This window comes from Streptomyces sodiiphilus (assembly GCF_039529215.1).
Taxonomy (GTDB): domain Bacteria; phylum Actinomycetota; class Actinomycetes; order Streptomycetales; family Streptomycetaceae; genus Streptomyces; species Streptomyces sodiiphilus.
The window spans coordinates 1-25,400 of sequence record NZ_BAAAMJ010000046.1 but is presented as its reverse complement, the minus strand read 5'-3'; the positions used below and the strand labels follow the sequence as shown (position 1 = coordinate 25,400).

The following is a 25,400-nucleotide window of genomic DNA, read 5'->3' as shown; positions in this document are numbered from 1 at the left end:
GGGGCGGGTGACGACTACGCCAGCCCCAGGATCACCCGAACGCGTTCCTCCACGCCGCGCATCTCGCTCGGAGCCAACAGGCCGAGACGCCGTCGGAGTCTCGGCTTGTCCACGGTGTGCAGGTCGGTGCAGTTCACATAGGACTCGTCGTACTTGGTCACCCCGCAGTCGGGGCCGATCGACACATGGGTGGAGGCGGGGCCGGGCGTTCCGGTGATCACTGCGACGGTGAGCGCCGACAGCGGTTCGGCGATGCGGTTCACCGTGAGGACGACCACCGGATGCGGGCCGATGGGGGCCGGAAGAGCGCAACCCCACACTTCGCCCCGCAGAGCGGAGCCGATGCTCACCATTCGATCTCGTCCGTCGCTGCCAACTCGTCCGCCGTCACGGGCAGCACACCGGCAGGGGTCGGAGCCCGGCCCTCCTGGTAGAAGTCGCGGATCTCCTGCGCGGCGGCAACCTCGGTCGCCTCCCGGGAGAGCAGCCGAAGCCCTTCGCGCAGGGCATCGGAGAGCGAGTGCAGATCAAGGGTCTGCATCACCTGCTCCAGTTCCGCCAGTTCGTCCGGGCGCAGCCGCACCTGGGCCACGCTGGTCGCAGCGTTTCGACTCTGCTTCCGGTGCGCCCGCGAAGTCCGGCTCGCGGACGATGCGCTCTTGGAGGCTTTGGCCGTCTCCCCCGACGCGCGGCTCTTCTGTTCGGCCTTCACGGCCATTCCCTTCTCCCTTCCCCGCCCCCGCGTGTATGACAAATGTCTTACATCCATTGTCGCCTCCGCTTCCCGGCTGGTCAAGCGCCTCGGGTCTCGGCTCGGGCGGACAGCGGTAAGACCCCCTCCGGCCTTCGCCGGCCACGCGGGGCACCGGATTCGCCCCCGCCCACGGGGAGGGCCGCCGGCGCCCGGAAGGGCACACGACCGGGCCGGAGCCCCTCGGAGACAGCACGACCGGCAATGTCTCCCGGAGCCGAAAGGCGAGGTTGACCGCCGGGCGGGGCCGGAGCGGTCGCGTTCCCCTCGGGGCCGAGGGGTCGGAGGGCGCGATACCGGCCGACGAGTCGCCGGACGGGGACGCTACAAGGCGCACCTCCTTGTGATCAGAAGGGCGTCACATCCCGCACCCAGAAAGGCAATTGTGATAACCCCGGTTATCGCTGAGATCATGGAAAGCACCGCATCTCCGTCTCTAATGTCTGGTCCGTCGCACCGGGCTCGGACAAAGCCGGAGGCTCCCGCTTCCCGCTCCTCGCGTTCGCCCGGCCGACTCCTCATCGGAATGGACCGCGGAAGGGCGGAGAGCGCCATGACAAAACCCCCTGAGCACCACGAGCCCCTGGAGCACGTCGAGCAGATCGGGAGCAGCACCCCCGGCGACGAGGCCACCCCGGTGGTGGCCCGACTGACCGAGCGCCTCGAAGCGTCCGTCCTCGCCGAACCGGCCAAGGAGATGCTTCGCGAGGTGCTGAACGACTCGGGAAACGACCCGAACCCGCCTGTCGGCCCGCGCCCGGAGCACCACGTGTTCCTCGAATCCATCAGCGTCGGCGGCTTTCGCGGTATCGGCCGCAAGGCCCGTCTGCCGCTGAACGCGAAGCCCGGTGTCACCCTCGTGGTGGGGCGCAACGGTTCGGGGAAGTCCAGCTTCGCCGAGGGCGTCGAGACGGCGTTCACCGGGCGGACCGCCCGTCTCGACAAGCAGCGCGGCGAGGTGTGGCGCCGGCACTGGCGCAATCTGCACGACGGGGCCGAGCCGAGGGTCGAGGTCCGTCTCGCCGTCGCGGGTGACGCCCGGCCGTCCACGCTGACGTGCACCTGGTCAGGGGACGACGTCACGACCCCGGAGGTCGAGTTCAGGCGGCCGGGACACGGCCGGCGGCCCTTCGAGGACGCCGGCTGGGGACAGGCATTGAATGACTACCGGCCCTTCCTGTCGTACTCCGACCTCGACAAGGTCATCAGTGGCAGGCCCAGCGAGCTGTACGACTCGGTCGCCACCATCCTCAGGCTGGGAGAGGCGGCAGCCGCGAACGAACGGCTCCAGGCCATCGAGAAGTCGCTCACCTCCGCGGTGAAGACGGCCGAGACCGAACTGCCCGCCCTCATCGAGGAGCTGTCCTCACTGAACGACCCCCGGGCGGAACGCGCGCTCACGGCCATCGGACGTGCGGGGGTTCCCGCTTTCGACGAGCTGGACGCCCTCGTCACCGGGCTTCCCGAGGCGGATGACGACCGCCTGAGGGAGCTGCGGGCGACCGTCGAACTGCCCGGTCCCGACCTCGACGCGGTCGGTGCGGCCGTGGACCGGCTGCAGGAGGCCGTCGCCGGACTCGACAAGGTACGTTCCTCGAACGCCGAGGACGCCCACCAGCGGGCCGAACTGCTGTCCAGGGCCCTGGACCACAGTCTTCGGCACGCCGACGAGGACACCTGCCCGGTGTGCGGATCCGGTCGGCGGCTCGATGAGGCGTGGGCCGAGCGGGCAGCCGAGCAGGTGGCGACGCTGCGACGGGAGGCCGCCGCCGCGCAGGAGGCCCGCACCGAGCTGCGGCACGCGATGGACGCCCTGCGTCATCTCATCGCTCGGGTCCCCGGGTGGTTGCCCGCCCCGCTGGTCGTTCCGTGGGAGGAGTGGGCGGCCTGCCGGGTGATCGAGGACGCCGGGCTGCTCGCCACTCGCGCCGAGACCACCGCGCTCGTCCTCGCCGATGCCGGGGCGACCCTGCGGGAGGAAGCCTCCCGGGAGCTGGAAAAGCTCGACGCGGGGTGGCGACGCTGCGTCACCCGTCTCGCCTCCTGGCTCGGCCGCGCCCGGGCCGCACACGCCGGCAAGCCCCGACTGCGTCAAGTCAGGGCCGCACGCAAATGGCTCAAGGACGCATGCGCCGAGTTGCGCGAGGAACGGCTGCGGCCCTTCGAGGAGCACTCGCAGCGGATCTGGGAGGAACTGCGCCAGCAGAGCAACGTCGACCTGCGTTCCGTACGCCTGGCCGGTAGCGAGAAGGCCGCCGTGCGCAAGCTGGTGATGGACGTGTCCGTGGACGGCACGGAGGCCGCCGCTCTGGGCGTCATGAGCCAGGGCGAGCTGCACTCCCTCGCGCTCTCGCTCTTCCTGCCGCGCGCCACCGCGCCGGAGAGCCCCTTCGGGTTCGTCGTCATCGACGACCCCGTCCAGTCCATGGACCCCGCGAAGGTCCACGGCCTCGCGAAGGTGCTGCACGAGCTCGGTGGAACCCGCCAGGTGGTGGTCTTCACCCACGACACGCGGCTCCAGCGGGCCTTCACCAACCAGGAGCTCCCGGTGACGGTGCTGGAGGTGGAGCGGGAAGCGCGGTCGGTGGTGGCCGTGCGCCGGGTGACCGATCCGATCGGTCAGGCGCTGGACGACGCCCACGCCCTCGCCCGTACGCCGAATCTTCCGCCCGCCGCCCTGACCCATGTCCTGCCCAGCCTCTGCCGCACCGTCCTCGAACGGGCCTTCTCCGAAGCCGCGTGGCTGCGGCTGCACCGTGCCGGCCTGACCGAGTACGAGGCGGAGAAGACCGTCTCGGCCGCCGTCGGGCTGATGGACATCGCCGGCCCGGGGCTTCTCGGAGTCCCGTCGAAGAGGGCCGGGGACATCTATCGCGAGCTGCGCAGGCGTTGTGGCCCCGGGGCGGTGGATCTCATCCGGCGGTGCCAGGAGGGCGCACATCCGTCGGGCACCCCGATGCCGGATCCGCAGCGGTTCGTCAGGGAGATCGGGGCCATCGCACAGATCGTCCGCAAGCCGGAGGAGGTCACCCGGTGAACACCACGAGTCGTCAGCTGCTCCACACCGCCGATCTGCTCGTCGGGGCCGATGGCGCCCCCGCCACCACCCATCCGGTCACGGGCGTCCCCACCCTGTTCACCGCCACGGCGGCGAGCCGGTGCCGCGGAGCGGCCTTCGCCCTGCGCGCCGCGCTGGAGAGCGCGATCGCCGACCGTCTCACCGCTCACGGTGTGCCCCGTGCGATCCGTGAGGGTTCCATGCGGGCCGCGCTCCTGTGGCTTCGCGACTGCGTCGAAGCCGAGACCGCCCGCCGGGCGAAGGCCGTGTGGAGTCGGCTCTGCCTTGGATGCCACTACCACCAGTACGAGATCGGCCCCACCGAGGACCAGGTGCGTGCATGGCGCGCCGAGGTCGTCGCGGTCATCGCACTGCTGGCGCGCTGATCACGGTCCGACCGGTGCCGGTTACCGGGCCGGTCACGGAGAAGACAGGTCCTGGTCCGCCGTGAGACGGGACTCCGTCATGAGGAGAAGCACGTGAGAACGACGACGCGGGGCGGTTATCGCCGCCGCACACGAGGAGCGGCATCATGGCAACCCGTACGTCCAAGCGAACCCTGTACCGGCTCCGGGGTGTCGCTCCCACCGTCGACGCGATGTTCGACGCCCTGGAAGCCGAACAGCTGGTGCGGGTCCGGGCGGATTTCCACCTCCCCGAGAATCTCGGTGTACCGGCGATCCTGGTCACCGGCAGCTTCGAACAGCCCGTCGCGAGTTGGTGCGACGAAATCTTCCGTACGACGGGGATCGAGGTGTCCCGGTCGGTCAATCGTTCGGCCGGACTGTTGATGCTCGCCGTCGACGGCGAGGTGTATGCCATCGGTTACGATCAGGGATTTCGTCTGGTGCCCGACCGCCTGAAGGATCGCCGCTTCGGGTTGGGGTTCGCGTCCCGCCGGGTGGATCCCGGTCGAATCCGGGATCTGGTGTCCCACACCCCGGGCGGGGGGCGCACCGACATCACCCTGATCCCGGGCGGCGCCTCGGTGTGGAGCCTGGGCATCGTCGAGCACGCCCAGATCGTGCGCCGCCTCGGTGGCCACCTGGATGACATCCCGCTCACCATCTCCCGGGAAAACCCCGCGAGGATTTCCAGCGTCGAGGGAGGGGTCGGCCTGCGCCTGCGGCTCGGTGTGGAGGGCGCCGACCTGATCGCCGACATCCGTGCGATCAACCGTGTGCTGCGCGAGGAGCAGCCGAGCCCGGAGCTGGAGTTCGTGGAGCACGTCGTACCCATCGACGACTCCGACCTGTTGACTCGTCTGGAGACCGCCCTCGACGACCTCCTGGGCCGAGAGCCCGAGGGGAGGATCAGCGTTTCCGTCCCCGCCGACCATTGGGAGGACTACACCAACGCCCGGGCGTTTCGGGTCAGGATCAACAGTGATGTCGCCGGCCCGGCGACCGACGACTTCAGGCTCGACTACGCCCTCTCCCGGGCGCGAGTCCAGCGCGCCGGTGGGCGGGTGGCCGCGCTGCGGGAAGGAACCGTCACCCTCTACCGGCACAGCCGCGCCGACCGGCCCGACGAGATCCGGACGTCCGGCGCACTCCGGTGGATCGAGGCGGAAGTGTTCCTCGACTCCCGCCGATTCTTCCTTATGGACGAATGCTGGTACGAGATCGACCGGGAATACCTGAAGACGATCCGCTCGCACGCCGAACGACTGATCACCGACTCCCCGTCCGTCGATCTGCCCCCGTGGAACCCCGGCGACAGGGAGCGCGCCTACAACGAGTCCGTGCCGGACCAGCGCCCCGGCTACATCTGCTTGGACCGCGACAACGTCCGGACCGCACTGCACCCCGGGAACGGGGTGGAGATCTGTGATCTGCTGAGTCCGGACAACGTCTTGATCATGGTGAAACGCGCCAAGGGCTCGGACGCGCTGAGCCACCTCTTCAACCAGGCACTCGTCGCCGTACAGACCCTGCGAAACTCCCGGGAGGGGAGGGAGCGATTCGCCCGGAAGGTGGCCGCAGGCCGGAAAGGGCACCGTCTACCGGAAGACTTCCGACCCTCGAAGGTCGTCTTCGCGATCCTGCTCAAGGACGGAACCGACCTCACCGTCGACACCCTGTTTCCATTCTCCCGGGTCACCTTGGTGCAGGCGGCCAGGACGCTCGAAGCATGGGGCGTTCGGGTCGAGGTCGTCGGGATCACCTCTGCTTCACCCACCGCCACCCCGACGGAAACGGACGAGTGCCGGCGTAGCCCCGGCGCATCGCCCCGCCGCCTCGGGTCATATGCAGACCGGGCGGGCTCATGGAGTCGCCCTTCACACATCGAGGTGCGGTGCGCGGCTAGAGGCAGTGGCTGACAACGCACATGACGAGGTCGGGAGCGGGCAGCGGCTCCCAGACGGCCCTTCAGGAACGGGCCAGGGACCCGATCCGCTGAGCGGATCAGGCCCCTGATCTTGTATTGCGGAGTCGGGGTGGCGGGATTTGAACCCACGACCTCTTCGTCCCAAATTACGAGCGCCGCCAAGATCAGGGTTGGGGTGGACTCCTGAAGGTGGCGATCATGGAACTCCTCCGCATCCCAGTTCTCGGCTTGCACTTCTCCGCCCGGCCAAATGTATGCCCAGGCGGCCGAGCCGCAGTGCAGATCCAGCCGCCGTAGCTCGTAGGCGCTCCCCCGTCGCTGGGCGACCGGGGGAGCAAGATCCTCTTGTGTCGTTGTGGGAGTGCCCGATATGGGGCTCACGTCCGTCGTTGCCAGTCGACGACGAGCCGGCTGTCGGGCTTGTCGATGACGCAGCGCGGGTCCGCGGTCAGTTGGTGGCGGGCGTCACCGACGGCCATGCGGAAGGAGGGTTCCGGCACCTCGTTGGCGCCGCGTTCGGTCCAGGCGTGGATCTCGGTGACGACCTGGTCGGCGAGTTCCTTGGCGCGGGGGCCGTGGCCGATGACGCCCACGTGCCAGAACTTGCCGTGCTCGTCCTCGCCTTCCTGCTTGGTGAGGTAGGCGAGGGTGTCGCCGTCGAGTGCCGTCATCGAGCCCCAGCCGAAGTTCGGGCGGAGGCCGGGGCGCGTCCCGGGCATCCTGGAGAGCCCATTGGGAAGCACGTACGCCAGGTACAGGTACAACCACTCGTAGGTCTGACTCCCGTAGAACTTCAGGTCGGTGAAGACCTCGACGGGGGGCTGGCTCAGGACGGTACGGATTCCGTCGCGGTCGACTTCCTGTTCGCTGTAGGTCTCCAACTTGACGTCGCCCTCGCCCGCCATGTCGAGCATGGTGCGCACGTCGGTTCCGACGCTCTTGCGCATCGGCACGAAGGTCATCATCTCGGTCGAGACGGTCCTCCACGTCTGGCCGTCGCGCTCGAAGGCGAAGCTGCGGGAGATGCTGCCGCGAATCCGCATCGGGATGACCAGGCGTCCGCCCGGGGCGAGCTGGTCGAGGATCTTCACGGGGATGTCGGCGGCGCCGACGGTGAAGTGGACGCGGTCGAACGGCGCGTGCTCGGGCAGTCCCACCGCGCCGTCGGCCAGCACCGCGGTCACGTTCGAGGCCCCGACCAGTTCGAGGTTGCCTTGGGCAGTGTCGACGAGGTCGCGGTCGACGTCCACGGTCCAGACATGTCCGCCGGGGGCGACGAGCTGACCGAGCAGGGCGGCGTTGTACCCGCTGGCCGCGCCCGCCTCAAGGATCTTGTGGCCGGGTGCTGCGTCGAGCTGTTCCAGTTGCGTGGCGATCACCGAAGGGGTGGAGATGCAGGAGATCATGTCGCCCTTGTCGTCGTGCTTGATGGGCACGATGTCGCCGGCGTACGCGGCCGGAAGGTCGGCGTCGAGGTGGAACCGGTGGCGCTCGACCGCGCGGAAGGCCGCGATGACCTCGGGGCTCCGCAGGTGCCCGCCGTCGACGAGGCTGGTCACGAGCGCTTCGCGCAGCTCATCGGGGTCAGTGACGGTTGTCAAAGTGGCTCTCCGTTCGGCTTGCAGCAGGAAGAGGTGAGCCCCCGGAGACACGTACGGCGAGTCAGCTGTCCAGGGCTCAGCTCAGCTTGGCGGTTGCGAGGTGAGGAGGATCGGTTACCAGCCGATCTCGGGGCGTCGCGGGACGTTCTGCCGCCGATGAACGAGCGTCGTCACGCGCCTTGGTCCCCTGGTGCTCGGCGCCACGGAGGATGGCCGTTCTGGCTGCCCAGGCCAAGATGCTCTGCCCTCACATGGACAGCCCGAGCCGGTTCCAATGGAAGATCACGTGGTAGCTGAGCACCTGTCGCAGGCCGCGGTCGAGTGTCCCGTCTTGGACGCCCTCGGCGAGTGCTTGGCCGGTGCTGTGGAATGCGGCGGCCCACTTGGCGACGGGTTCCAGTGGCCCCCCGGCGCGCAGCAGGGAGTCGCTGCCGGCGAGCAGCAGGGGGCGGATCTCCTGGGCTCGGGCGTTGAGCCGGTCCGGCGGAACGTCGCTCACGGCCGAGCGGTGTTCCGCCGTGATGACGCGGTCCCACCGGTGGGCGAGGACATCGGTGGTCTGTACGCCGACTATCAGTGGAAGCGTGACCGGGTGCGCGAAGCGGCGGACTGCGACATGGTGTTCGTCAACCTCTTCGCCGCCCCGTTCGGGCAGCCGATGAAGTACCCGAGCACAAGCAGGCTGTCCCGCGCCGAAGCCGACCGCGACGGGCTGCGGAATCAGCTCACCGAGGCCCAGGACGACCTCATCGCAGCTCGGCAGGCCCTGCGCACCATGATGCGCGATCAGAACCGATCTGAGCATTGACGCCGCGATGCCGGGCGGCGATGATCCGGAACTCGTGTGCTGCCTGGTCGACACCTGTCTGCGTGAGCGTAGTGAGTGCGCTGTTCTCTCTCCCGAAGGCCCAGGTTTCCGAGGCTGGTGCACGAAACGGGACGACGTGGATTCCTCTGGTGTCGAAGCAGTCCGTCTTGAGGTACTTCATGCCGCCGGTCCCGCATAGGTATGCCGTCGCGCCGATGGCGGCGGTGAGGTCGGCCAGCCGCTGGGACCGCCCGGGGCGGGCGGGTAAGTCGCTGGACGTGAGGATGATGCCTTTCCATCCGAGCAGGTCGAGGAGGACGCGGGTGGAGGCCGCGGCGACGGCCGCGGTCAGCCCTGTCGCGAAGGCATCCCACACCGGCTCCATCGCATGCTTGATCCGTGGCCAGTGAGGGCTGGAGCGATAGCAGTCGTGCACGAGGCCCTGGGCACGGCGCCGGGCTCGCTCTTTCCCGACGATGACCGCGTCCCGGATGAGGGTGGAGCGGCCATAGGGCAGGTGGGTGGGGATGGACAGCCACCTGGTCTTCTCGGGGGCGTCCGGGGCCGCCAGGCGGGTGCGGTGCTGGTAGTCGCGGCGGGTGAACTGGACGTCGTCGAGGACGATCCAGGTGTCCGCCGCGAAGAGTTTGGCCAGGGTGGTCAGCCTCGGGAACACGTTGGGCTGGTGGATCGCGCACAGCCTGCCGGGGGCGGTCTCAGGAGATGAGGCGGCTGGTGAAGCCGTCGCGGATGAGGGACTCGTATGCGTCATGCACGTCCTCCGGGACATCCTGGGCGATGGCGAAGCCGAGCTTGGGATACTCGACCACCCGCTGGAGGTCACCGACGAGCATGTCCAGGACGAGCTTGGCGTCGCCGATGCTCTTGAGGTAGTCGTCCAGCTCCAGCGGCTCCGATGCGCACAGCACTTCCACCTCGGGCCACAGCTTGCGGGCGGTGGCGAACGATCGCCGCTCCATATAGGGCTTGGAGACCAGCAGCACTGTGGTCGGGGTGATGCCGGCACCGGCGAGAACGTCACGGGAGAGAGTGATGTTCTGTCCGGTGTTCGCCGCGTTCGGCTCCAGCAGGATCGCCTCGGCGGGGACGCCGAGCTCGATGGCGTGCTCGCGGAAGTGGACGGCCTCACCCCTGGGGAAGCGGGCTCGGGTGGTGGGGCTGTTGCCGCCGGTGAACACCACGGTCGGGAAGAGACCGGCGTGGTAGAGCTCGGCGGTGGCCGTGGCGACCCCGAGGTCGTGGCTGCCCAGCCCGATAGCGGCGTCGGCCGGGGCCAGGTCGTGGCCCATCTGGTGGTAGTCCCAGATCAGCTTGGCCTTGCGCCACTGGTCCTCGCTGATCGTCTGCTGGTTTTCGGTCACGTGGTCTTCTCCCTGGTCACCGTCGCCGGGGGCCGGCTGGTCCCTCGCTCATGGCCTTGATGTTCTCGATGCTGGCGAGCTGATGGCTCAGGTGGAAACGTTCGGCCACCCTCGCGGCCTGGTCGAGGACGTGAAGGCCATCATCGCGGGTCGCGGGGTCGGTCAGCAGGATGTGTCCGTGGGCGGTGTCGAGGCGGACCCGCTGCATCGGCGCGTCCGTGGAGGCGGTGTTGCGGGCGACGGTGATGAAGTGCAGGGCGGAGGCCAGGTCACCGGCGCCCCGGTGGGCCAAGGCGAGTTTCTGGTGGGCCACCGACCAGTCCTCGGGTTCGGAGAGGTCTTCGAACTCCCGGGTCGCGGTGGTCATGACGCGACTCGCGTAGTCGTGGTTGCCATCCTTGCTCAGGGCGGTGCCCACCCACAGGCGGGCCCGGGCCCGGTCACGCCGGGAGAGCCGGTCGTCGACCGCGAGGTGTTCGTACTGGCGGGCGGCGACCTCCAGTCTCCCGGTCATCTCGGTCACCACGGCGAGGGAGAGGTCGAGCTGGGCGACGCGGCGGGGGATGCCGAGCTGGGTGAACAGTGACCGGGCAGCGGCATAGGAGTGCTGGGCCGACAGCGGGCCGATCACGGCCCCCTTGTCGCGCCGGAGGTCGCCCAGCAGTGCGGTCGAGCGGGCGAGGAGATACAGGCCCCTGTCGTCCAGCGCGGAGGGCTTGAACCGGATCGTCCACCGGCTGATCAGCCTGTCCGCGAAGGGGAAGTCCTGCCGGGACAGAGCCACCACGGCCCGGTCCAGATCATCTGTCCACGTTTCGTACTCCCAGGTCAGCGGCCCGCTGGGAGTGACCCGGCGGACACCCCCAGCAGCGCTGGCCGCTCCGGTTTCGGACAGGAACGTCTCGAACCGCAGGTGGGCCGCGGCGTCCGCGCGACCCAGCGCGGTGTCCAAGATGGCCTGGGTGTCCTGGCGGGGCTCCGTGGCGGCCAGCTGCTTCTCCCACTTGGAGACGGTCCTCACCGCCACGCCGAGATGCTCGGCGAACGCCCTCACGCTCAGCCGCAGCGCGAGCCGCAGAGCCTTGGCCTCCAGCCCGGTCCAGTGGTGCACGGTCGCCACGCGTCGCTCCCTTCCCGCTTCATCGAAGCACGGGAAGGACGGCCGGGAGACGGAAGTGCCACGGAAGTGCAACAGGTGGTCATTGGCCGGAGGTTGGTGCCGAGCCAGGCTGATCGGTGACACCCGTTACCCGGACTTCTGGATGGTCACGACAATGGAACCCCTCACCGAGCATCGCGGCGTCCGCGGCCCGGTTGTCTACGGCTTTCTGCGGCTGGTGCGGGTCTCCGCCGCCCGCCAGGAGGCACTGCACGGCTCCCTGGCCGAGTACTGCCTCCAGCACGAGCTGACGCTGTCGGGGGTCTTCACCGAGCGCACGGCGGACACCGACGGCTCGGCCGCGTTCACCGGTCTGCTGGACGTCCTGGAACTTCCGGATGTCTATGGCGTCGTCGTGCCCGCCGTCTCGCACCTGGGCCCCAAGGCGATAGCCGTCGCGCGGAAGGCCCGCATCACCGCGGCCGGAGCCCTGCTGCTGGCGATCCGAAGGCCCCGCGACGGCTGCCCGGCCGGCTCCGGGCCCGCCGGGGGCCCCTCTGAGCACGTCCGCAGCCGCTGCGGCCCCGCACCCACTCTGGACACCGATACGTGAGGCTCCGATGCCTGATGCGAAGCAGAAGTACTTCGAGCCGAGGCCGGAGTCGGTCCGGCTGGCCCGCGAGTTCGCCGTCACGACCCTGGAAGGCTGGGGTCTTCACGGCCCGGCCGATGATGTCCGGCTCTGCGTCTCCGAGCTGGCTTCCAATGCCCTCGCCCACGGCAGCGAGCCCGGGCGCGGTTTCCTGGTGAGGCTGGACGCCGAGGACGGCATCGTCCGTCTGGAAGTGCACGACAGCCGCCCTCGCGGCCACCGGCAGCCCCGGATCGCCGACCCGGCCGACACCGACACCACCGGCCGCGGCCTGCGGATCGTCAGCGCTCTCGCCGACGGCTGGGGCGTCGAGGACCGCCGCCCGTTCGGCAAGATCGTCTGGACTCTGTTCAAGACCGCCCGGCACCAGGGGGAGGTCCAGCCGTGCTGACCCGGCTCCCCCAGTCCCCCGCCGTCCCCGAGACGGGGCTGCTGACCGGGCTGAGCACCTGGACCTGGCCCGGCACCACCCCCGACGGCCGGCACATGGCCCACATTCTGCTCGCCCATCCGCCCGGCCGCGCCGGCCACGACACGCCCGCCGTGGTCGAAGCCCGGATGCGGCACCTGGCCGAGTGCCTCGGCGGCCTCGCCCGGGCCGAGGACCCCGTCCCTGACCTGCACGGTCGCCTGAAGATCATCGGCTCCCAGGTGCTGCTGCACTTCTCCGGCGCCCGCTGGGGCCTGCGGCTGCCCACACACCCCAGCTGGACCCGGCTGGTCCACGACGCCGGGCACGCGGCCCTGATCCTTGGCCTGGACCCGCTCGCGCAGTCCGCGGACGCCTCCCGGCTGGACACCTACCTCGATGCCGCACTGGCCGCCGACCGGCTGCTGTTCGGCTTCGCCCGCACCGCCTGAACGCACCAGCCCTCATGCACGGCCCGCATCTCGCCAGGAGAGGTCACTGCCATGGAAACCTTCGAACGCGCCCGGCTGGACGCCTACTTCGCCAAGATCGCCAGCCAGTTCGCCCCCGACGAGAAGACCGCGTCCTTCCTCGTCACGCACCTGCTGCCCGAGCGGCCCTCCTTCGTCCGCGCCGTCGCGACGATGACCACGCTCAAGGCGGTGCTGCCCAAACCCAAGTCGATCAGCCCGGCCGCCCGGCGCGAGGTCGAGCACACCCTCCCCGTCGACGCGCTCACCCGCGAGCTGTTCACCGACCCGGACACCGCCCTGGACTACCTGGAGTCCCGGGCCGCCGGCGAGGACCTCGCCCTGCTGGATGTCGGCGGCTACTTCGCCCCCACCCTCGAAGAAGTGCACAGCCGCTTCACCGGCGACCTCACCGGGGTGATCGAGGACACCGAGAACGGCCACCGCCGCTACGAAGACCTCGACAAACTGCCCTGCCCCGTCATCTCCGTCGCCAGGTCCCCGCTGAAAGACCCCGAGGACTTCCTCGTCGGCCAGTCCGTCGTCTTCTCCACCGAGGCCGTCATGCGCGGACGCGGCGACATCCCCCACGGACGGCCCGCCCTGGTGATCGGCTTCGGCAAGCTCGGTAGCTCGATCGCCCGGCTCCTGCACGCCAAGGGCGTCCAGGTCACCGTCTTCGACATCGACCCCGTCCGCCGCACCCAGGCCCTCTCCCAGGGTTTCACCGTCGCCCGCGACCGGGAAGCCGCCCTGACCGGCGCCGGCCTGGTCCTCTGCGCCACCGGCGCGATCTCCCTGCGCGGCGAGGACTTCGCCCACCTCCGCAACGGCGCCTACGTCGCCACCGTCACCAGCAGCGAGGACGAGCTCGACCTCGCCGGACTCCCCGACGTCTACACCCGCACCACCGTCGGAGACCACGTCACCCGCTACCAGACCACCGGCCACTACTTCTATCTGGCGAACGGCGGCAACGCCGTCAACTTCATCCACGGCGCCAGCGTTGGGCCGTTCATCTTCCTGGTCCAGGCCGAGATCCTCGCCGCGATCAGGATGCTCACCCGCAAAGACGTCGCCCCCGGGATCCACGAGGTCCCCGCGGCCGACCGCGCCGCCATCGCGGCGACCTGGCTCAACTACTTCAACAGGTGATCACCATGGCCATCACGGCAGACCACATCCGCACCACCCTGACCGCCTACCTCGACCAACACCCCGAGGACAAGCGCGAGCTCGGCGTCCTCCTCGGCCTGCTCGACGACGGCGACGACCTCACCAGCCGCAAGACCCTGCCCGGCCACGTCACGGCCGGCGCGATCCTCGTCGGCCCCGACAGCCGCATCCTGCACGTCCTCCACAACGCGACCCAGAAGTGGCTGCTGCCCGGCGGCCACCTCGAAGCCTCCGATGGGACCCTTCTCCAGGCCGCTGGCCGCGAGCTCGCCGAGGAGACCGGCATCCCGCCGCACGTCGTCACCCCGCACGGAGAGATCCCGCTCCACATCGACGCCCACCCCATCGACGCCAACCCCGCCAAGGACGAGCCCGCCCACCAGCACTTCGACTTCCGCTTCCTCTTCCGCACAACCGCCGACATCGGCAACCTTCAGACCGAAGAGGTCTGCGACGCCGCCTGGCGCAAGATCGAGAGCATCAGCGACGACGTCCTCCGCCAGCGGATCGCTCAGGCTGTCCGCTGACGCTGCCCAACCGGCCGTCCCCCCGATCTCCGGCGGGGACGGCCCCCTCCACGCCCCGGCCACGGCTCATCGGCGAGGCGAAGACCTTCAGCGCTCTCGCCGGCCAGCAGCTCGATACTCAGGGCGTGGAGATCGATGTTCACTGGTCCGAAGACGGTCCACATGGTGTTGGACTCGCCTGCGCGCTTCCCGAGGGGAACCGCCTTCTGCGCGAGGCGTTCGCGGGCGTCGAACCACTTCTTGCGCTGGGCCTGCGAGACTACGCTGACGAGTTCGAGGGCTCCGCGCATCGCCGCGTTCTGCGCGCCTCCGGGACCGACTCCAGCTCTCTGACGGCGAGTTGCGCGATGTCCTCGGCCTCCTGCGCTCCGTCTTCCTGCGACAGAAGGCAGTGCCCCAGGTTCCAGTTCGCGGCGGCGATCCGGATCGGATCGTCCGCGTCCTCGGCAGCGCGTCGGGCTCGGTCCGCGACCATCAGGGCGAGGTCGAGCCGGCCGGAGCGCCGACAGTAGGACCGGAGGAGCCCGTACAGATCCGCGGCAGTGCGCAGCACGTCTCGGCGGGCAGTCGCGTCCGTCGCCAACCGGTGCGCTCGAACGGATTTCTCGACATCCACGATTAAATCGGGGAGGGCGGGCTCGATCTCGGAGAACCGTTCCGCGCTCGACTGCCACACCCGCCAGGCCGCCTCAACGCGCTCCCGCAGTTCCGACGGGCCAGCGGCGGGGGCAGAGCCAGACGACCCGTAGCTCATGAGAGCACGCGCCACGTCCGGGGCCGTAGTGAGCTGCGGCTTGGGCGCCTCCGGCGCGTCCTCAGAAAGGAGCGACGCTACGGGAACGCCAAGCTCAGAAGCGATCCGGCCCAGGAGCTTCGCGGAGGGGGTCCGCTTGCCGTTCTCCAGCATCGAGAAGTACCGCTCGGTCACCCCGCACAGCCCGGCACCGCAGCGAGCGGCCGGTTACCGTTCTTCTTCCGGTAGTGCCTAATCCGGGCGCCGATGTGCAGTGAATCAGCCATGCGCTCTCCCCTCGCCGTTCAGAGTAGGCCGCGGCGTTGCGGCTTGGGTACGGTCCGCAACCATCAAGCGAAACAGCTCACTTCAAACCCCCGAGGAGGGGCATTCATGCCTCGGCTGCTGCTGTGGGACATCGACCACACCCTCATCGAGACGCGCGGAGTCGGCCGCGCCCTGTCCGCTGCGGCGTTTGAGCAGGTGACAGGCATGCCGATGAGAGAGCAAGCGGCTATTGACGGCATCACCGAATCGGTGATCTTCCGCGAAACGGCCAAGCTGCACGGCCTGGAGACGTCTCGGGCCGACTTCGAGCGGTTCGCGCAAGCCTTGTCGGAGGAGCACGTCGCCAACGCTCGCGAACTCCGCGAGCGGGGGGCCGCCCTTCCCGGAGCTGCTGCGGCGCTGGAGGCCCTACACGCCGCTGGCGCCCGGCAGACGGTGGTGACAGGCAACGTGCGCGCGGTCGCAGAGACCAAGCTCCACGTGTTCGGTCTAGGCTCACGGATCGACTGGGAGGCTGGCGCCTATGGCGAGGACGCAGACCTCCGACCCGACCTCGTCGCGCTCGCGCTACGCCGGGCGGCGACCGTATCGGCGGACGCCGTGCTCATCGGCGATACCCCGGCGGACGTCGAGGGAGGGCACGCACACGGGGTCCATGTCATCGCGGTCGCAACCGGCCGCAGCTCCGCTGAGGCCCTACGCGAAGCCGGTGCGGACATCGTCCTCGACGACCTCGCTGACACCGAACGCCTCCTCGCTCTGGTCAAGTAGGTTGCTCACGCGCGCCGTGACTCGCAGCGCGCTCACTGTCAGTGGGCAGCCGTACTCTCTCGGTGTGACCTCCCGGATGTACTGACCGATCACGCGTGCCGTGATGCGCTCAACGACTGCATCCGGCTGCTGATGTCCCGCCCGGGCACGGCCCCGGCACGGGCTCCGGCACGGTCACCGAACGGTGATGGAGGAGCTGGGCACCCCCAAGGTCCTCATGGACGACCGGATGGGGCACGAGGACGGCTCAGTCGGCGCGCTACGCACACGTCACCGACTCGATGCGGGCGCTGCTCATGGAGCAACTGACCGAGCTGTGGCACCAGTCACTCGCCGAGCGGTTCGCGATGTGTCCGCGTTCCGCTGTTCCCGTCCTGGATCGGCTGTTGCAGGAGTTCGCGTTGTCGGCGTGAGGCGCCGTTTCAAGATCACACCCAGTTGACACCCAGAGGGCTCCCAGAACGCAATCAGGGCCGGTCTCCCCTGAGGGGAACCGGCCCTGAGCGATATTGCGGAGTCGGGGTGGCGGGATTTGAACCCACGACCTCTTCGTCCCGAACGAAGCGCGCTGCCAAGCTGCGCCACACCCCGTTGCAACGTCGACTACTCTAGCCGACTCGCGGCCGTGGGCGAAATCAGGTATCGCGCTCGGTGAGGGTGAGGAGGGTGGCCTCCGGGGGGCAGGCGAAGCGGAACGGGGTGTAGCGGTTGGCGCCGCAGCCCGCGGAGACGTGCAGGTAGGCGCGGCGACCCTCGGCCTGGTGGGCGGACAGGCCGGACGCCCGGCGGGTGTCGAGGTCGCAGTTGGTGACCAGGGCGCCGTAGAAGGGGACGCGCAGCTGGCCGCCGTGGGTGTGACCGGCCAGGATCAGCGGGTAGCCGTCGGCGGTGAAGGCGTCCAGGGCGCGCAGGTAGGGGGCGTGGACGACGGCCAGGGAGAGGTCGGCGTCCTGCGCGGGGCCGCCGGCGACCTCGGCGTAGCGGTCGCGCTTGATGTGCGGGTCGTCCAGGCCGGTGAGGGCGATCTCGGCGCCCGCGGTCTGGAGGCGGCCGCGGGTGTTGGTGAGGTCCTGCCAGCCGGCGGCGTCGAAGGCGTCGCGCAGCTTCCACCAGGGGTTGCGGGGGACGCCGACGGCGGGGGCGTTGCCGTTGGCGCCGTGCCGGCCGGTGATGTGCTCCAGCAGGTAGCGGGCGGGGTTGCGCAGGACGGGGGCGTAGTAGTCGTTGGAGCCGAAGACGTAGGCGCCGGGGAACTCCATGAGCGGCTCGAGGGCGTCCAGGGTCTCGGGGACGCCCTCGGGGTCGGAGAGGTTGTCGCCGGTGTTGATCACGAAGTCGGGGCGGAGCCCGGCCAGGGAGCGCAGCCAGCGCTGCTTCTTGAGCTGTCCGCTGACCATGTGGATGTCGGAGACCTGCAGGACGCGCAGCGGGTGCATGCCGTGCGGGAGGACCGGGACCGTCACCCGTCGCAGCCGGAAGGCGCGGGTCTCGGCCAGTGAGTAGCCGATGGCAGCTGTTCCGAGGGCGGCCAGGGTGAGGGGGGCTCCGTAACGTGCGCGCATGGCCCCATGGTTCCAGACGTGGGAGGCCGCCCGTGCCACGGTCGTGGTTCCATGGGGGACATGGGTACCGAGGCGCCCGTGGGCCGGCGGCTGCCGGAGGAGCCGGCCACGGTGGTGTTCACCTTCCGGGTCGCGCGGGGGCGTGAGGAGGAGTTCGAGGACTGGCTGCACGGGATCACGCAGGCGAACGTGCGCCGTCCCGGTTCGCTGGGGTCGACGATCCTGCGTCCGGCGGGGCCCGGGGGCGCGTATCACATCGTGGTCCGGTTCTCGGACACCCAGCGGCTGGCCTCGTGGCTGGAGTCGGACGAGCGGGCGGCCTGGCTGCGGGACGTGGAAGGGCTGGCGACGCACGAGATCGAGCACGGCACGGGCCTGGAGACGTGGTTCTCGTTGCCGGGCACGGCGGTGAAGCCGCCGCCTCGGTGGAAGATGACGGTCACCACGTTCGTCGCGGTCTATCCGCTGAGTCTGCTGCTGACCTGGCTGGTCGTCCCGCACATCCAGGACTGGAGCACGCCGGTGCGGGCGCTGCTGTTCCCGGTGCTGCTGCCGCCGGTGCTCACCTACGCCCTGATGCCGCTGCTGAGCCGGTGGCTGCGGCGCTGGCTGTACCCGTCGCAGGGCTGAGGTGCGGGGGCGCGGGGCCGCCGAGCCGGGCGGGCGCTCGGAGCGGCCTGTCAGAATGTGCGCATGACCACGTTCAAGTCCCGGCTGCAGGACGACCTGACCGCAGCGATCAAGGCGCGTGACGAACTGCGTTCCGCCACCCTCCGGATGACGCTGGCCGCGATCACCAAGGAGGAGGTCGCGGGAACCGAGGCCCGTGTGCTGTCCGACGACGAGGTGCAGGCGGTGATCGTCCGCGAGGCGAAGAAGCGCCGCGAGGCGGCGGAGGCGTTCGACAAGGGCGGGCGCACCGAGCAGGCCGCGCGGGAACGGGCGGAGGGCGAGGTGCTCGCCGAGTACCTTCCCGCGCAGCTTTCCGACGAGGAGCTGGAGGCGATCGTCGCGGACGCCGTGGCGGAGTCGGGTGCGGAGGGGCCGCGGGCGATGGGCGCGGTCATGAAGATCGTGAAGCCGAAGGTGGGCGACCGCGCGGAGGGCGGCCGGGTGGCCGCCGCGGTGAAGAGGGCCCTGGCCGGCTGAGTGCCCCGGTCCCGGCGGCACCGGTGTGTCCGGGCCGGGTGAGGAGAGGCGCTCGCCCGTCCGCCGGGGAGCGGCAGGACCCCGGGTGGCCGAAGGGGGGCGGGCGCGAGGTGCGGGAAGAGAAATGCCCCTTTAGCGTGGCTTGTGGTGTTGTGCCGCTGAAGGGAGTTTTTCTGTGATCATCAAGGCCATGCATGAGAAGGGTGTGCGCAGTGAGCACGCCTATACGGCCGCGTTCGTGTCCATCGGCATGTCGGTCCTGGCATGGGCGGGGTCGATGAGCAAGGAGCATGCCGGGGTCGCCCGGGCCGACCGGTGGGGCATCTTTGTCGGGGAGTGGGCGCCGACGTTCTTCGGCCTCGGGCTCGCGCTCTCGCACTACGAGATGCAGGAGAAGAGCTGACGCGGGGGATGTGACGGTGCCCGGGCGTCTCCGCCCGGGCGCCGTCACAGCTCTGCCTCCGGGCGTTCTTCCCGGCCCGGGCCCGCCCGGCCCCGCCGGGTCAGTCCCGGCCGCGGCCGTTGTTGCCGTTGGTGGCGCCGCCCAGGAAGTCCGGGGGGAAGCTGATGTCCGGGTCGTCCCAGTCCCAGTCGCCCCAGTCGCCCCACTCACCGCCGGAGGTGGCATTGCGTCCGCCCCGGCCCGGACGGTCGTCGTCCTCGTCGTCGTCCTTCTCATCGGTCCGGCCACGGGGGACCTCGACGACGTTGAAGCTGGAGGCCGGAACGCCGGCGAGGGCGCCGTTCATGGCCTCCTTCCAGATCGGGCCGGGCAGCCCGCCACCGGTCACCTTCTCGTACCACTGACCACCGATGGTGATGTTGTACATCTCCAGCAGGTCGCGGTCGCTGCCCACCCGGACGGCGGTGGCGATGTCCGGGGTGTGGCCGACGAACCAGGCATCCTGGCGCCCGTCGGTGGTGCCGGTCTTGCCGGCGTTGTCGCGGTCGCCGAGGCCGGCCTGCTGGCCCGTGCCGTCCTCGACGACGCCGCGCAGCATCATGTTGATGGTGTCGGCGTTCCGCTCCGACATGACCTGGGTGCAGCCGGCGTCCGGAGTGGGGAGCTCGTTGCCGTCGGCGTCGAGCACCTCGGTGATGGCGACCGGCTTGCAGTAGATGCCCCTCGCGGCGAAGGTCGCGTACGCGTTCGCCATCTGCAGCGGTGCGATGGTCTCACCGCCGAGGGACATCGACGGGTTGATGCCCAGCGGGTCGTTGTCGCCGCGCTCCACTCCCATCCTCTCGGCGAGGGTGGCCGTCTCGCACAGCCCGGCCTCCTGCTGGAGCATGGCGAAGTAGGTGTTGACCGACTTGCCGAGGGCGTCGGTCATGTCCCAGGAGCCCTCCATCGTCTCCGACTCGTTGGCGAGCTTCCACATCTCCTCGGAGCTGCTGCCCAGCGGGGCCCCGTCGCAGTTGGAGAAGTCCCGCATCGGAAGTTCGATCTCGGCGTCCGACTCGTAGGTCTGGGCGGGGCTGATGCCCTTCTCCAGCGCGGCGGCGGCGGTGATCGGCTTGAACGTCGAGCCGGGCTGGAAGCCGTAGGCGGTGCCGCCCATGTTGCGGGAGACGTTGAGGTTGATCGTCGTCTGGTTCTGCTCGGCGTCGTTGCCGTAGGGGCGGCTCTGCGCCATGGAGAGGATGTGGCCGGTGCCCGGCTCCACCTGGACGACGGTGGCGGCGACCTGGTCGTCCGGATCGACGCGGGAGGACGCGGCGGAGGCGGCCGCCTCCTGGGCCTGCGGGGAGAGCGTGGTGCGGATGGTCATGCCGCCCAGCGACCAGATGGCCCTGCGCTCGTCGGCCGTCTCGCCGAACACCGGGTTGGTCAGGAACTCCTGGCGGACGTAGTCGCAGAAGAAGCCGGCGTCGTGGACGGCGGTGATGCAGCCGTTGCGCGGGGTGGAGATGTTCAGGTCCAGGTCGCGCGAGGCGGCCTCGTCGGCCTCCTCCTGGGTGATGTCGCCGGTGCGCACCATGCGGGCGAGGACCTGGTTGCGGCGCTGGAGGGCCACGCTGGTGTCCTCGGCCGTCGGGTCGTACCGGGTGGGCGACTGCACCAGGCCGGCCAGCAGCGCCGCCTCGTGGAGTTCGAGGTCGGCGGCGGACTTGGAGAAGTAGCGCTGGGAGGCGGCCTCGACACCGTAGGCCTGCTGGCCGAAGAAGGTGATGTTGAGGTAGTTCTCCAGGATCTGATCCTTGCTCAGCTCCTGCTCCAGCTGGATGGCGTACTTCAGCTCGCGGATCTTGCGGCCGATCGTCTGCCGGGTCGCCTCGGCGAAGGCCTCCTGGTCGTTCCCGGCCTCCTCGACGAAGACGTTCTTCACGTACTGCTGGGTCAGGGTGGAGGCGCCCTCGGAGACGCCGCCCTCCTCGACGTTGCGGTTGAGGGCGCGCAGCACGCCTCGCAGGTCGATGGCGCCGTGCTCGTAGAAGCGGGCGTCCTCGATGGCGACGATGGCCTTCTTGAGGTGATCGGACATCTGATCCAGGGAGACCACCGTGCGGTTCCTGAAGTAGACGTCGGCGATCTTGCCGCCCTCGGCGTCCAGGATCGTGGTCTTCTGGCTGAGCGGCGGGCGCTTCAGCTCGGCGGGGATCTCCTCGAAGCCCTCGATGGTCCCCTTGGCCGCGAGCCCCAGGGAGCCGACCGCGGGCAGTGCCAGTCCCGCCAGCACCGCCCCGGACAGCACGCTGACCCCGAGGAACTTCGCTCCCTGCTGGACCGCGCTGACTCCGCCACCCGGACGCTTCCTACCCATGGGGGTCAGCCTACGTTCTCGAACGCGGGACGGGGAGCCGACTCCGCGCCCGAACCGCACATTGGTCACATTAACCGCTTCGCGTCAACAGGCCACTCACTCCTTCGGGTGAATGAGGGGGTGGGGCGGCGCGCCTCCCAGGCCCTGCTCAGCAGCCCCTTCCGGTGCCCGGATCACGCGGGAACGTCCCCTTTCCACCCCAGGTCAATGCGGGTTTCCGCTCACTCCGGTGGGTGATCACAAGACCGCGCATAGTCCGAACGGGCCATCCACAATTAGGCCCCCTGGGGGTGTTGCGCTCCGTCTACCTTCCGTAACGTCCTCAACTGGCAAGGGTGAATATGCCTCTTGCCGCCGTGGGGGAGCCTCGATTCGGGAGAGGACGGCACCGGCATGGGCTGGGTTACCGACTGGAGTGCGCAGGCGGCCTGTCGCACGACGGATCCGGATGAACTGTTCGTACAAGGGGCGGCTCAGAACAGAGCCAAGGCGGTGTGCACCGGGTGTCCGGTGCGCACCGAATGCCTGGCGGACGCGCTCGACAACCGCGTCGAGTTCGGCGTCTGGGGCGGAATGACGGAACGCGAGCGCCGCGCGCTGCTGCGCCGGCGGCCGACGGTCACCTCGTGGCGGCGGCTGCTGGAGACCGCGCGGACGGAGTACGAGCGCAGCACGGGGCAGATCAGCGCCCGGGTCGGGCTGCCGGTGGCCGCCGAGGAGCCCGGCGACTACGCGGCCGCGGGCTGACGGCGCGCCGTCCCGCGCCCGGGGCGGGGCAGCAGGGCGGGGCCCGGGCCGGCTAGGCCAGCCGGTCCCCGATCTCCCGCAGCCCTTCCAGATCGTGCACGTCGCCGGGCAGGGCCTCCACGGTGGCCACCGGCACACGGGGGTGAAGCGCGGTGAAGCCGGCGCGGGTGTGCTCCTCGCGCGCCCTCCGGGCCATCTCCTGCGCGTGCAGGCGCAGCAGCGCGGCGGCGAGCGCGCCGGTGTCCGGCTCGGAACCGGCCGGGAGGTGCGCCTCGCGCGCCTCCAGCGTCTCGGCCGCCGCCAGCGCGCGCTCGGCGCTCAGCCCGCAGACCTCGGCGGCGTGCACCCGGTTGAGCACCAGGCCGGCCAGCGGCATGCGGTCGGCGGCCAGCCTGCGCACGAAGTACGCCGCCTCGCGCAGCGCGTCGCGCTCCGGCGCGGCCACCACCAGGAACGCCGTGCCGGGCGCCTGGAGCAACCGGTAGGTGGCGTCCGCCCGGGTGCGGAAGCCGCCGAACATGGTGTCCATGGCGGCCACGAAGGTCTGCACGTCGCGCAGCAGACCGGCGCCCAGCAGCTTGCCGAGGGCGCCGGTGACCGCCGACAGGCCTGCCATGGAGAGGTTCACCATCTTCATGCCCGCCCGGCCGCCTGCCTTGGCGGGAGCCGTCAGCAGCCGGATGAACCGGCCGTCGAGGAACGAGCCGAGCCGCTGCGGGGCGTCCAGGAAGTCCAGCGCGGAGCGGCTGGGGGGCGTGTCGACCACGATGAGGTCCCACTCGTCGCGCTCGCTGAGCTGCCCCAGCTTCTCCATCGCCATGTACTCCTGGGTGCCGGCGAATCCCGCGGAGAGCGACTGGTAGAAGGGGTTGGCCAGGATGGCGCGGGCCCGCTCGGGGTCGGCGTGCGCCTCGACGATCTCGTCGAAGGTGCGCTTCATGTCGAGCATCATGGCGTGCAGCCGGCCGCCGGCCGCGGTGCCGGTGCCGGGCACCTCGCGGGGGGTGTTGTCGAGCTCGGTGAGCCCCATGGACTGGGCCAGCCGGTGGGCCGGATCGATGGTCAGCACCACGACGCGGCGCCCCCGTTCGGCGGCGCGGAGGCCGAGCGCGGCGGCGGTGGTGGTCTTCCCCACCCCGCCGGACCCGCAGCACACGACGATGCGGGTGGCCGGGTCGTCGAGCAGCGGGTCCAGGTTCAGTTCCGGCGGGGGGCCGAGCCCTTCCCCGCCGTCGTCCGGGCGGGCCGTGGGGTCCGGGCCGGCCGGTCCGTTCGCGGGGTTCATCCGGGGCTCACCTCCGGCCTTCACCACGGGTGCTCGCGCAGACGGCGCGCGAGCCGGTAGAGGCCGGCGAGGTCCACGCCCCCGGCCAGCATCGGCAGCTCCCGCACCGGCAGCCCCAGCTCGTCCAGTTCGGCGCGCAGGCCGCGCTCCAGCCCGGTGCGGTGCGCGTAGCGGGCGCCCTGGGCGAGCAGGGGGCCCGCCAGTTCCCCGGCCGCGGGAAGTCCCGCCCCCGCCAGCACCCCGGCCAGTTCCCCGCGGTCCGCGGCGGCCAGGGCGCCGCCGGTCAGTCCGGGAACCGGCGGGCGCACCATGTTCACCACCACGGCGCCCACCGGGAGACGAGCGGCCCGCAGTTCCGCGACGCCGTCGGCGGTCTCCTGGGCCGGCATCTCCTCCAGCAGCGTCACCAGGTGCACGGCGGTCTCCGGTGACTTCAGCACCCGCATCACGGCCTGCGCCTGGTGGTGCACCGGCCCCACCCTGGCCAGGCCGGCCACCTCGTCGTTCACCCCGAGGAAGCGGGCGATCCGGCCGGTGGGCGGGGCGTCCATGACGACGGCGTCGTAGACCCACCCGCCCTTCCGGTTCCGCCGGCGGACCGCCTCGCACACCTTGCCGGTCAGCAGCACGTCCCGCAGCCCGGGGGCGAGCGTGGTGGCGAAGTCGATGGCCCCGATCCGGCGCAGCGCCCGGCCCGCGCCGCCGAGCCGGTAGAACATCTGGAGGTAGTCGAGCAGGGCGCGTTCGGCGTCCACGGCCAGCGCCGCGACCTCCCCGCCGCCCGGGCCGATCGCGATGACGCGCTCCTCGTAGGGCAGCGCCTCGGTCTCGAAGAGCCGCGCGATGCCCTGGCGGCCCTCGACCTCGACCAGCAGGGTGCGGCGGCCCTCCTCGGCGAGCGCGAGGGCGAGGGCGGCGGCGACCGTCGTCTTGCCCGTCCCGCCCTTGCCGGTGACCACATGCAGTCTGCTCACATCCGCCGAGCCTAGAACGTCGCCGCCCTCAGTGCGGTGAGGCGGGGGCGGGTGCCCGTGACGGCGGGGGAAGCCGCCCGGGAGGGATTAGAGTCGGGGCCATGAAGAAGTGGGAATACGCGACCGCGCCGCTGCTCGTGCACGCGACCAAGCAGATCCTGGACACCTGGGGCGAGGACGGGTGGGAGCTCGTGCAGGTGGTGCCGGGCCCGAACACCGAACAGCTGGTGGCTTACTTCAAGCGGGAGAAGCCGCAGTGAGCGCCGTCGAGGCGCGGCTGGCCGAGCTGGGCCTGACGCTGCCCGACGTGGTGCCGCCGCTGGCGTCCTACGTGCCGGCGGTGGTGACCGGCGGCCGCTGGGTGCAGACCGCGGGCCAGCTTCCGCTGGTGGACGGTCGGCTGCCGGTGACCGGCAAGGTCGGTGCGGAGGTCTCGCCGGAGGAGGCGAAGGACCTGGCCCGGATCTGCGCGCTGAACGCGCTGGCGGCGGTGAAGTCCGTGACCAACGACCTGGACCGGATCGTGCGGGTGGTCAAGGTGACCGGATTCGTGGCCTCCGCGCCCGACTTCACCGGGCAGCCGGGCGTCCTCAACGGCGCCAGCGAGCTGCTCGGCGAGGTGCTCGGCGCGGCCGGGATCCACGCGCGCAGCGCGGTGGGCGTGGCGGTGCTGCCGATCGACGCGCCCGTCGAGGTGGAGATTCAGGTAGAACTGACCGAGTCATCGCTGACGGATTAGCCCGGCGCACGGCCGAGAGGTGTGCGGCGCGCGGGCGTCGCGTCAGCACCGCAGCACGACCCGTCCGCGGGCCGGGGTGCGGCGGGCCGGCGCCCGCGCCGGCGCGCGCGGCGGGTGCCCGCC

At 70.4% G+C, this 25,400-nt stretch carries 28 protein-coding genes, 1 tRNA gene and 1 pseudogene; 17 read left to right on the top strand and 13 right to left on the bottom strand.

Annotated features, from left to right (window positions below; translation table 11 throughout):
* Positions 1–14: 14 nt before the first annotated feature.
* A complete protein-coding gene (locus tag ABD299_RS19425) occupies positions 15–353 on the bottom strand; it encodes a type II toxin-antitoxin system PemK/MazF family toxin (RefSeq protein ID WP_344264145.1) in 339 nt (112 codons plus the stop codon).
* The gene (locus tag ABD299_RS19420; protein ID WP_344264143.1) at positions 347–583 is read right to left on the bottom strand and encodes a hypothetical protein; all 237 of its coding nucleotides are present in this window, start codon (positions 581–583) and stop codon (positions 347–349) included. The genes ABD299_RS19425 and ABD299_RS19420 overlap by 7 nt, the downstream gene beginning before the upstream one ends.
* A gap of 721 nt (positions 584–1,304) precedes the next feature.
* Between ABD299_RS19420 and ABD299_RS19415 the strand changes: the two genes are divergently transcribed.
* The 3 genes from ABD299_RS19415 (at position 1,305) to ABD299_RS19405 (ending at position 6,132) form a co-directional block, all read left to right on the top strand.
* The gene (locus tag ABD299_RS19415) at positions 1,305–3,788 is read left to right on the top strand and encodes an AAA family ATPase (RefSeq protein WP_344264141.1); all 2,484 of its coding nucleotides are present in this window, start codon (positions 1,305–1,307) and stop codon (positions 3,786–3,788) included.
* Positions 3,785–4,195 carry a hypothetical protein gene (locus ABD299_RS19410; protein WP_344264139.1) on the top strand — a complete coding sequence of 137 codons (411 nt, stop codon included), beginning with the start codon at positions 3,785–3,787 and terminating at the stop codon, positions 4,193–4,195. Before ABD299_RS19415 ends, ABD299_RS19410 begins: the two co-directional genes overlap by 4 nt.
* Before the next feature lie 146 nt (positions 4,196–4,341).
* Complete coding sequence (locus ABD299_RS19405; RefSeq protein WP_344264137.1) at positions 4,342–6,132, top strand: TIGR04141 family sporadically distributed protein; 1,791 nt, start codon at positions 4,342–4,344, stop codon at positions 6,130–6,132.
* A 385-nt stretch (positions 6,133–6,517) separates the two neighbouring features.
* On the opposite strand, the gene fxlM is transcribed toward ABD299_RS19405, so the two are convergent.
* Together fxlM and ABD299_RS19395 are read right to left on the bottom strand one after the other, a co-directional pair.
* Positions 6,518–7,741, bottom strand: coding sequence for a methyltransferase, FxLD system (gene fxlM, locus ABD299_RS19400; RefSeq protein ID WP_344264135.1), 1,224 nt, complete (start codon positions 7,739–7,741; stop codon positions 6,518–6,520).
* Positions 7,742–7,988: 247 nt separating this feature from the next.
* Positions 7,989–8,240, bottom strand: coding sequence for a hypothetical protein (locus ABD299_RS19395; RefSeq protein WP_344264133.1), 252 nt, complete (start codon positions 8,238–8,240; stop codon positions 7,989–7,991).
* A gap of 9 nt (positions 8,241–8,249) precedes the next feature.
* On the opposite strand from ABD299_RS19395, the gene ABD299_RS19390 reads away from it, so the two are divergent.
* Positions 8,250–8,549 carry a site-specific integrase gene (locus ABD299_RS19390; RefSeq protein ID WP_344264131.1) on the top strand — a complete coding sequence of 100 codons (300 nt, stop codon included), beginning with the start codon at positions 8,250–8,252 and terminating at the stop codon, positions 8,547–8,549.
* On the opposite strand, the gene ABD299_RS19385 is transcribed toward ABD299_RS19390, so the two are convergent.
* From ABD299_RS19385 to ABD299_RS19375, 3 genes are read right to left on the bottom strand one after another with little or no spacing between them, the layout of a single operon-like run.
* On the bottom strand, positions 8,488–9,225 hold the full coding sequence (locus tag ABD299_RS19385; protein ID WP_344264129.1) for a WbqC family protein: 738 nt from the start codon (positions 9,223–9,225) through the stop codon (positions 8,488–8,490). The genes ABD299_RS19390 and ABD299_RS19385 overlap by 62 nt on opposite strands.
* 40 nt (positions 9,226–9,265) lie before the next feature.
* Entirely contained in the window at positions 9,266–9,931 is a 666-nt protein-coding gene (locus ABD299_RS19380) for a YdcF family protein (protein ID WP_344264127.1), read from the bottom strand.
* 16 nt (positions 9,932–9,947) lie between these two features.
* Entirely contained in the window at positions 9,948–11,051 is a 1,104-nt protein-coding gene (locus ABD299_RS19375) for a helix-turn-helix domain-containing protein (RefSeq protein ID WP_344264125.1), read from the bottom strand.
* Between the two features lie 154 nt (positions 11,052–11,205).
* On the opposite strand from ABD299_RS19375, the gene ABD299_RS19370 reads away from it, so the two are divergent.
* The 5 genes from ABD299_RS19370 to ABD299_RS19350 are packed head-to-tail and all read left to right on the top strand — an operon-like array spanning position 11,206 to position 14,264.
* The gene (locus ABD299_RS19370) at positions 11,206–11,643 is read left to right on the top strand and encodes a hypothetical protein (protein ID WP_344264123.1); all 438 of its coding nucleotides are present in this window, start codon (positions 11,206–11,208) and stop codon (positions 11,641–11,643) included.
* A 7-nt stretch (positions 11,644–11,650) separates the two neighbouring features.
* Positions 11,651–12,073: an ATP-binding protein gene (locus ABD299_RS19365; protein ID WP_344264121.1), complete on the top strand. Its 423-nt coding sequence runs from the start codon at positions 11,651–11,653 to the stop codon at positions 12,071–12,073.
* Positions 12,067–12,543, top strand: a complete 477-nt coding sequence (locus ABD299_RS19360; protein ID WP_344264119.1) for a hypothetical protein — start codon at positions 12,067–12,069, stop codon at positions 12,541–12,543. Before ABD299_RS19365 ends, ABD299_RS19360 begins: the two co-directional genes overlap by 7 nt.
* Before the next feature lie 51 nt (positions 12,544–12,594).
* A complete protein-coding gene (locus ABD299_RS19355) occupies positions 12,595–13,716 on the top strand; it encodes an adenosylhomocysteinase (protein ID WP_344264117.1) in 1,122 nt (373 codons plus the stop codon).
* 5 nt (positions 13,717–13,721) lie between these two features.
* The gene (locus ABD299_RS19350) at positions 13,722–14,264 is read left to right on the top strand and encodes an NUDIX hydrolase (RefSeq protein WP_344264115.1); all 543 of its coding nucleotides are present in this window, start codon (positions 13,722–13,724) and stop codon (positions 14,262–14,264) included.
* 259 nt (positions 14,265–14,523) lie between these two features.
* Here ABD299_RS19350 and ABD299_RS19345 read toward each other — a convergent pair whose 3' ends face one another.
* Positions 14,524–15,192 (bottom strand): helix-turn-helix domain-containing protein, encoded by a 669-nt coding sequence (locus tag ABD299_RS19345; RefSeq protein WP_344264113.1) that lies wholly within the window; start codon positions 15,190–15,192, stop codon positions 14,524–14,526.
* Between the two features lie 198 nt (positions 15,193–15,390).
* On the opposite strand from ABD299_RS19345, the gene ABD299_RS19340 reads away from it, so the two are divergent.
* Both ABD299_RS19340 and ABD299_RS25240 read left to right on the top strand, forming a co-directional pair.
* Positions 15,391–16,056 (top strand): HAD family hydrolase, encoded by a 666-nt coding sequence (locus ABD299_RS19340; protein WP_344264111.1) that lies wholly within the window; start codon positions 15,391–15,393, stop codon positions 16,054–16,056.
* A 154-nt stretch (positions 16,057–16,210) separates the two neighbouring features.
* Positions 16,211–16,469, top strand: a pseudogene (locus tag ABD299_RS25240) (LacI family transcriptional regulator); the annotation flags it as partial.
* A 104-nt stretch (positions 16,470–16,573) separates the two neighbouring features.
* On the opposite strand, the gene ABD299_RS19330 reads toward ABD299_RS25240, so the two are convergent.
* Together ABD299_RS19330 and ABD299_RS19325 are read right to left on the bottom strand one after the other, a co-directional pair.
* A tRNA-Pro gene (locus ABD299_RS19330) sits at positions 16,574–16,647 on the bottom strand.
* Positions 16,648–16,691: 44 nt separating this feature from the next.
* Positions 16,692–17,618 (bottom strand): metallophosphoesterase, encoded by a 927-nt coding sequence (locus ABD299_RS19325; protein WP_344264109.1) that lies wholly within the window; start codon positions 17,616–17,618, stop codon positions 16,692–16,694.
* 60 nt (positions 17,619–17,678) lie between these two features.
* Between ABD299_RS19325 and ABD299_RS19320 the strand changes: the two genes are divergently transcribed.
* The 3 genes from ABD299_RS19320 (at position 17,679) to ABD299_RS19310 (ending at position 19,170) form a co-directional block, all read left to right on the top strand.
* Complete coding sequence (locus ABD299_RS19320; protein ID WP_344264107.1) at positions 17,679–18,248, top strand: antibiotic biosynthesis monooxygenase; 570 nt, start codon at positions 17,679–17,681, stop codon at positions 18,246–18,248.
* Between the two features lie 63 nt (positions 18,249–18,311).
* The gene (locus ABD299_RS19315) at positions 18,312–18,767 is read left to right on the top strand and encodes a GatB/YqeY domain-containing protein (RefSeq protein ID WP_344264105.1); all 456 of its coding nucleotides are present in this window, start codon (positions 18,312–18,314) and stop codon (positions 18,765–18,767) included.
* Between the two features lie 175 nt (positions 18,768–18,942).
* The gene (locus ABD299_RS19310) at positions 18,943–19,170 is read left to right on the top strand and encodes a hypothetical protein (protein ID WP_344264103.1); all 228 of its coding nucleotides are present in this window, start codon (positions 18,943–18,945) and stop codon (positions 19,168–19,170) included.
* A 100-nt stretch (positions 19,171–19,270) separates the two neighbouring features.
* On the opposite strand, the gene ABD299_RS19305 is transcribed toward ABD299_RS19310, so the two are convergent.
* Positions 19,271–21,532: a transglycosylase domain-containing protein gene (locus ABD299_RS19305; RefSeq protein WP_344264101.1), complete on the bottom strand. Its 2,262-nt coding sequence runs from the start codon at positions 21,530–21,532 to the stop codon at positions 19,271–19,273.
* Positions 21,533–21,925: 393 nt separating this feature from the next.
* Here ABD299_RS19305 and ABD299_RS19300 point away from each other — a divergent pair, with 393 nt between their 5' ends.
* On the top strand, positions 21,926–22,279 hold the full coding sequence (locus ABD299_RS19300) for a WhiB family transcriptional regulator (protein WP_344264099.1): 354 nt from the start codon (positions 21,926–21,928) through the stop codon (positions 22,277–22,279).
* 52 nt (positions 22,280–22,331) lie between these two features.
* On the opposite strand, the gene bagB is transcribed toward ABD299_RS19300, so the two are convergent.
* A complete protein-coding gene (gene bagB / locus ABD299_RS19295) occupies positions 22,332–23,564 on the bottom strand; it encodes an ATPase BagB (protein ID WP_344264097.1) in 1,233 nt (410 codons plus the stop codon).
* A gap of 20 nt (positions 23,565–23,584) precedes the next feature.
* Entirely contained in the window at positions 23,585–24,538 is a 954-nt protein-coding gene (bagA, locus tag ABD299_RS19290; protein WP_344264095.1) for an ATPase BagA, read from the bottom strand.
* A gap of 101 nt (positions 24,539–24,639) precedes the next feature.
* On the opposite strand from bagA, the gene sp36 reads away from it, so the two are divergent.
* Positions 24,640–24,798 carry a Sp36 family protein gene (gene sp36, locus ABD299_RS19285; RefSeq protein WP_344264093.1) on the top strand — a complete coding sequence of 53 codons (159 nt, stop codon included), beginning with the start codon at positions 24,640–24,642 and terminating at the stop codon, positions 24,796–24,798.
* Complete coding sequence (locus ABD299_RS19280; protein WP_344264091.1) at positions 24,795–25,277, top strand: RidA family protein; 483 nt, start codon at positions 24,795–24,797, stop codon at positions 25,275–25,277. The genes sp36 and ABD299_RS19280 overlap by 4 nt, the downstream gene beginning before the upstream one ends.
* Positions 25,278–25,400: the final 123 nt, after the last annotated feature.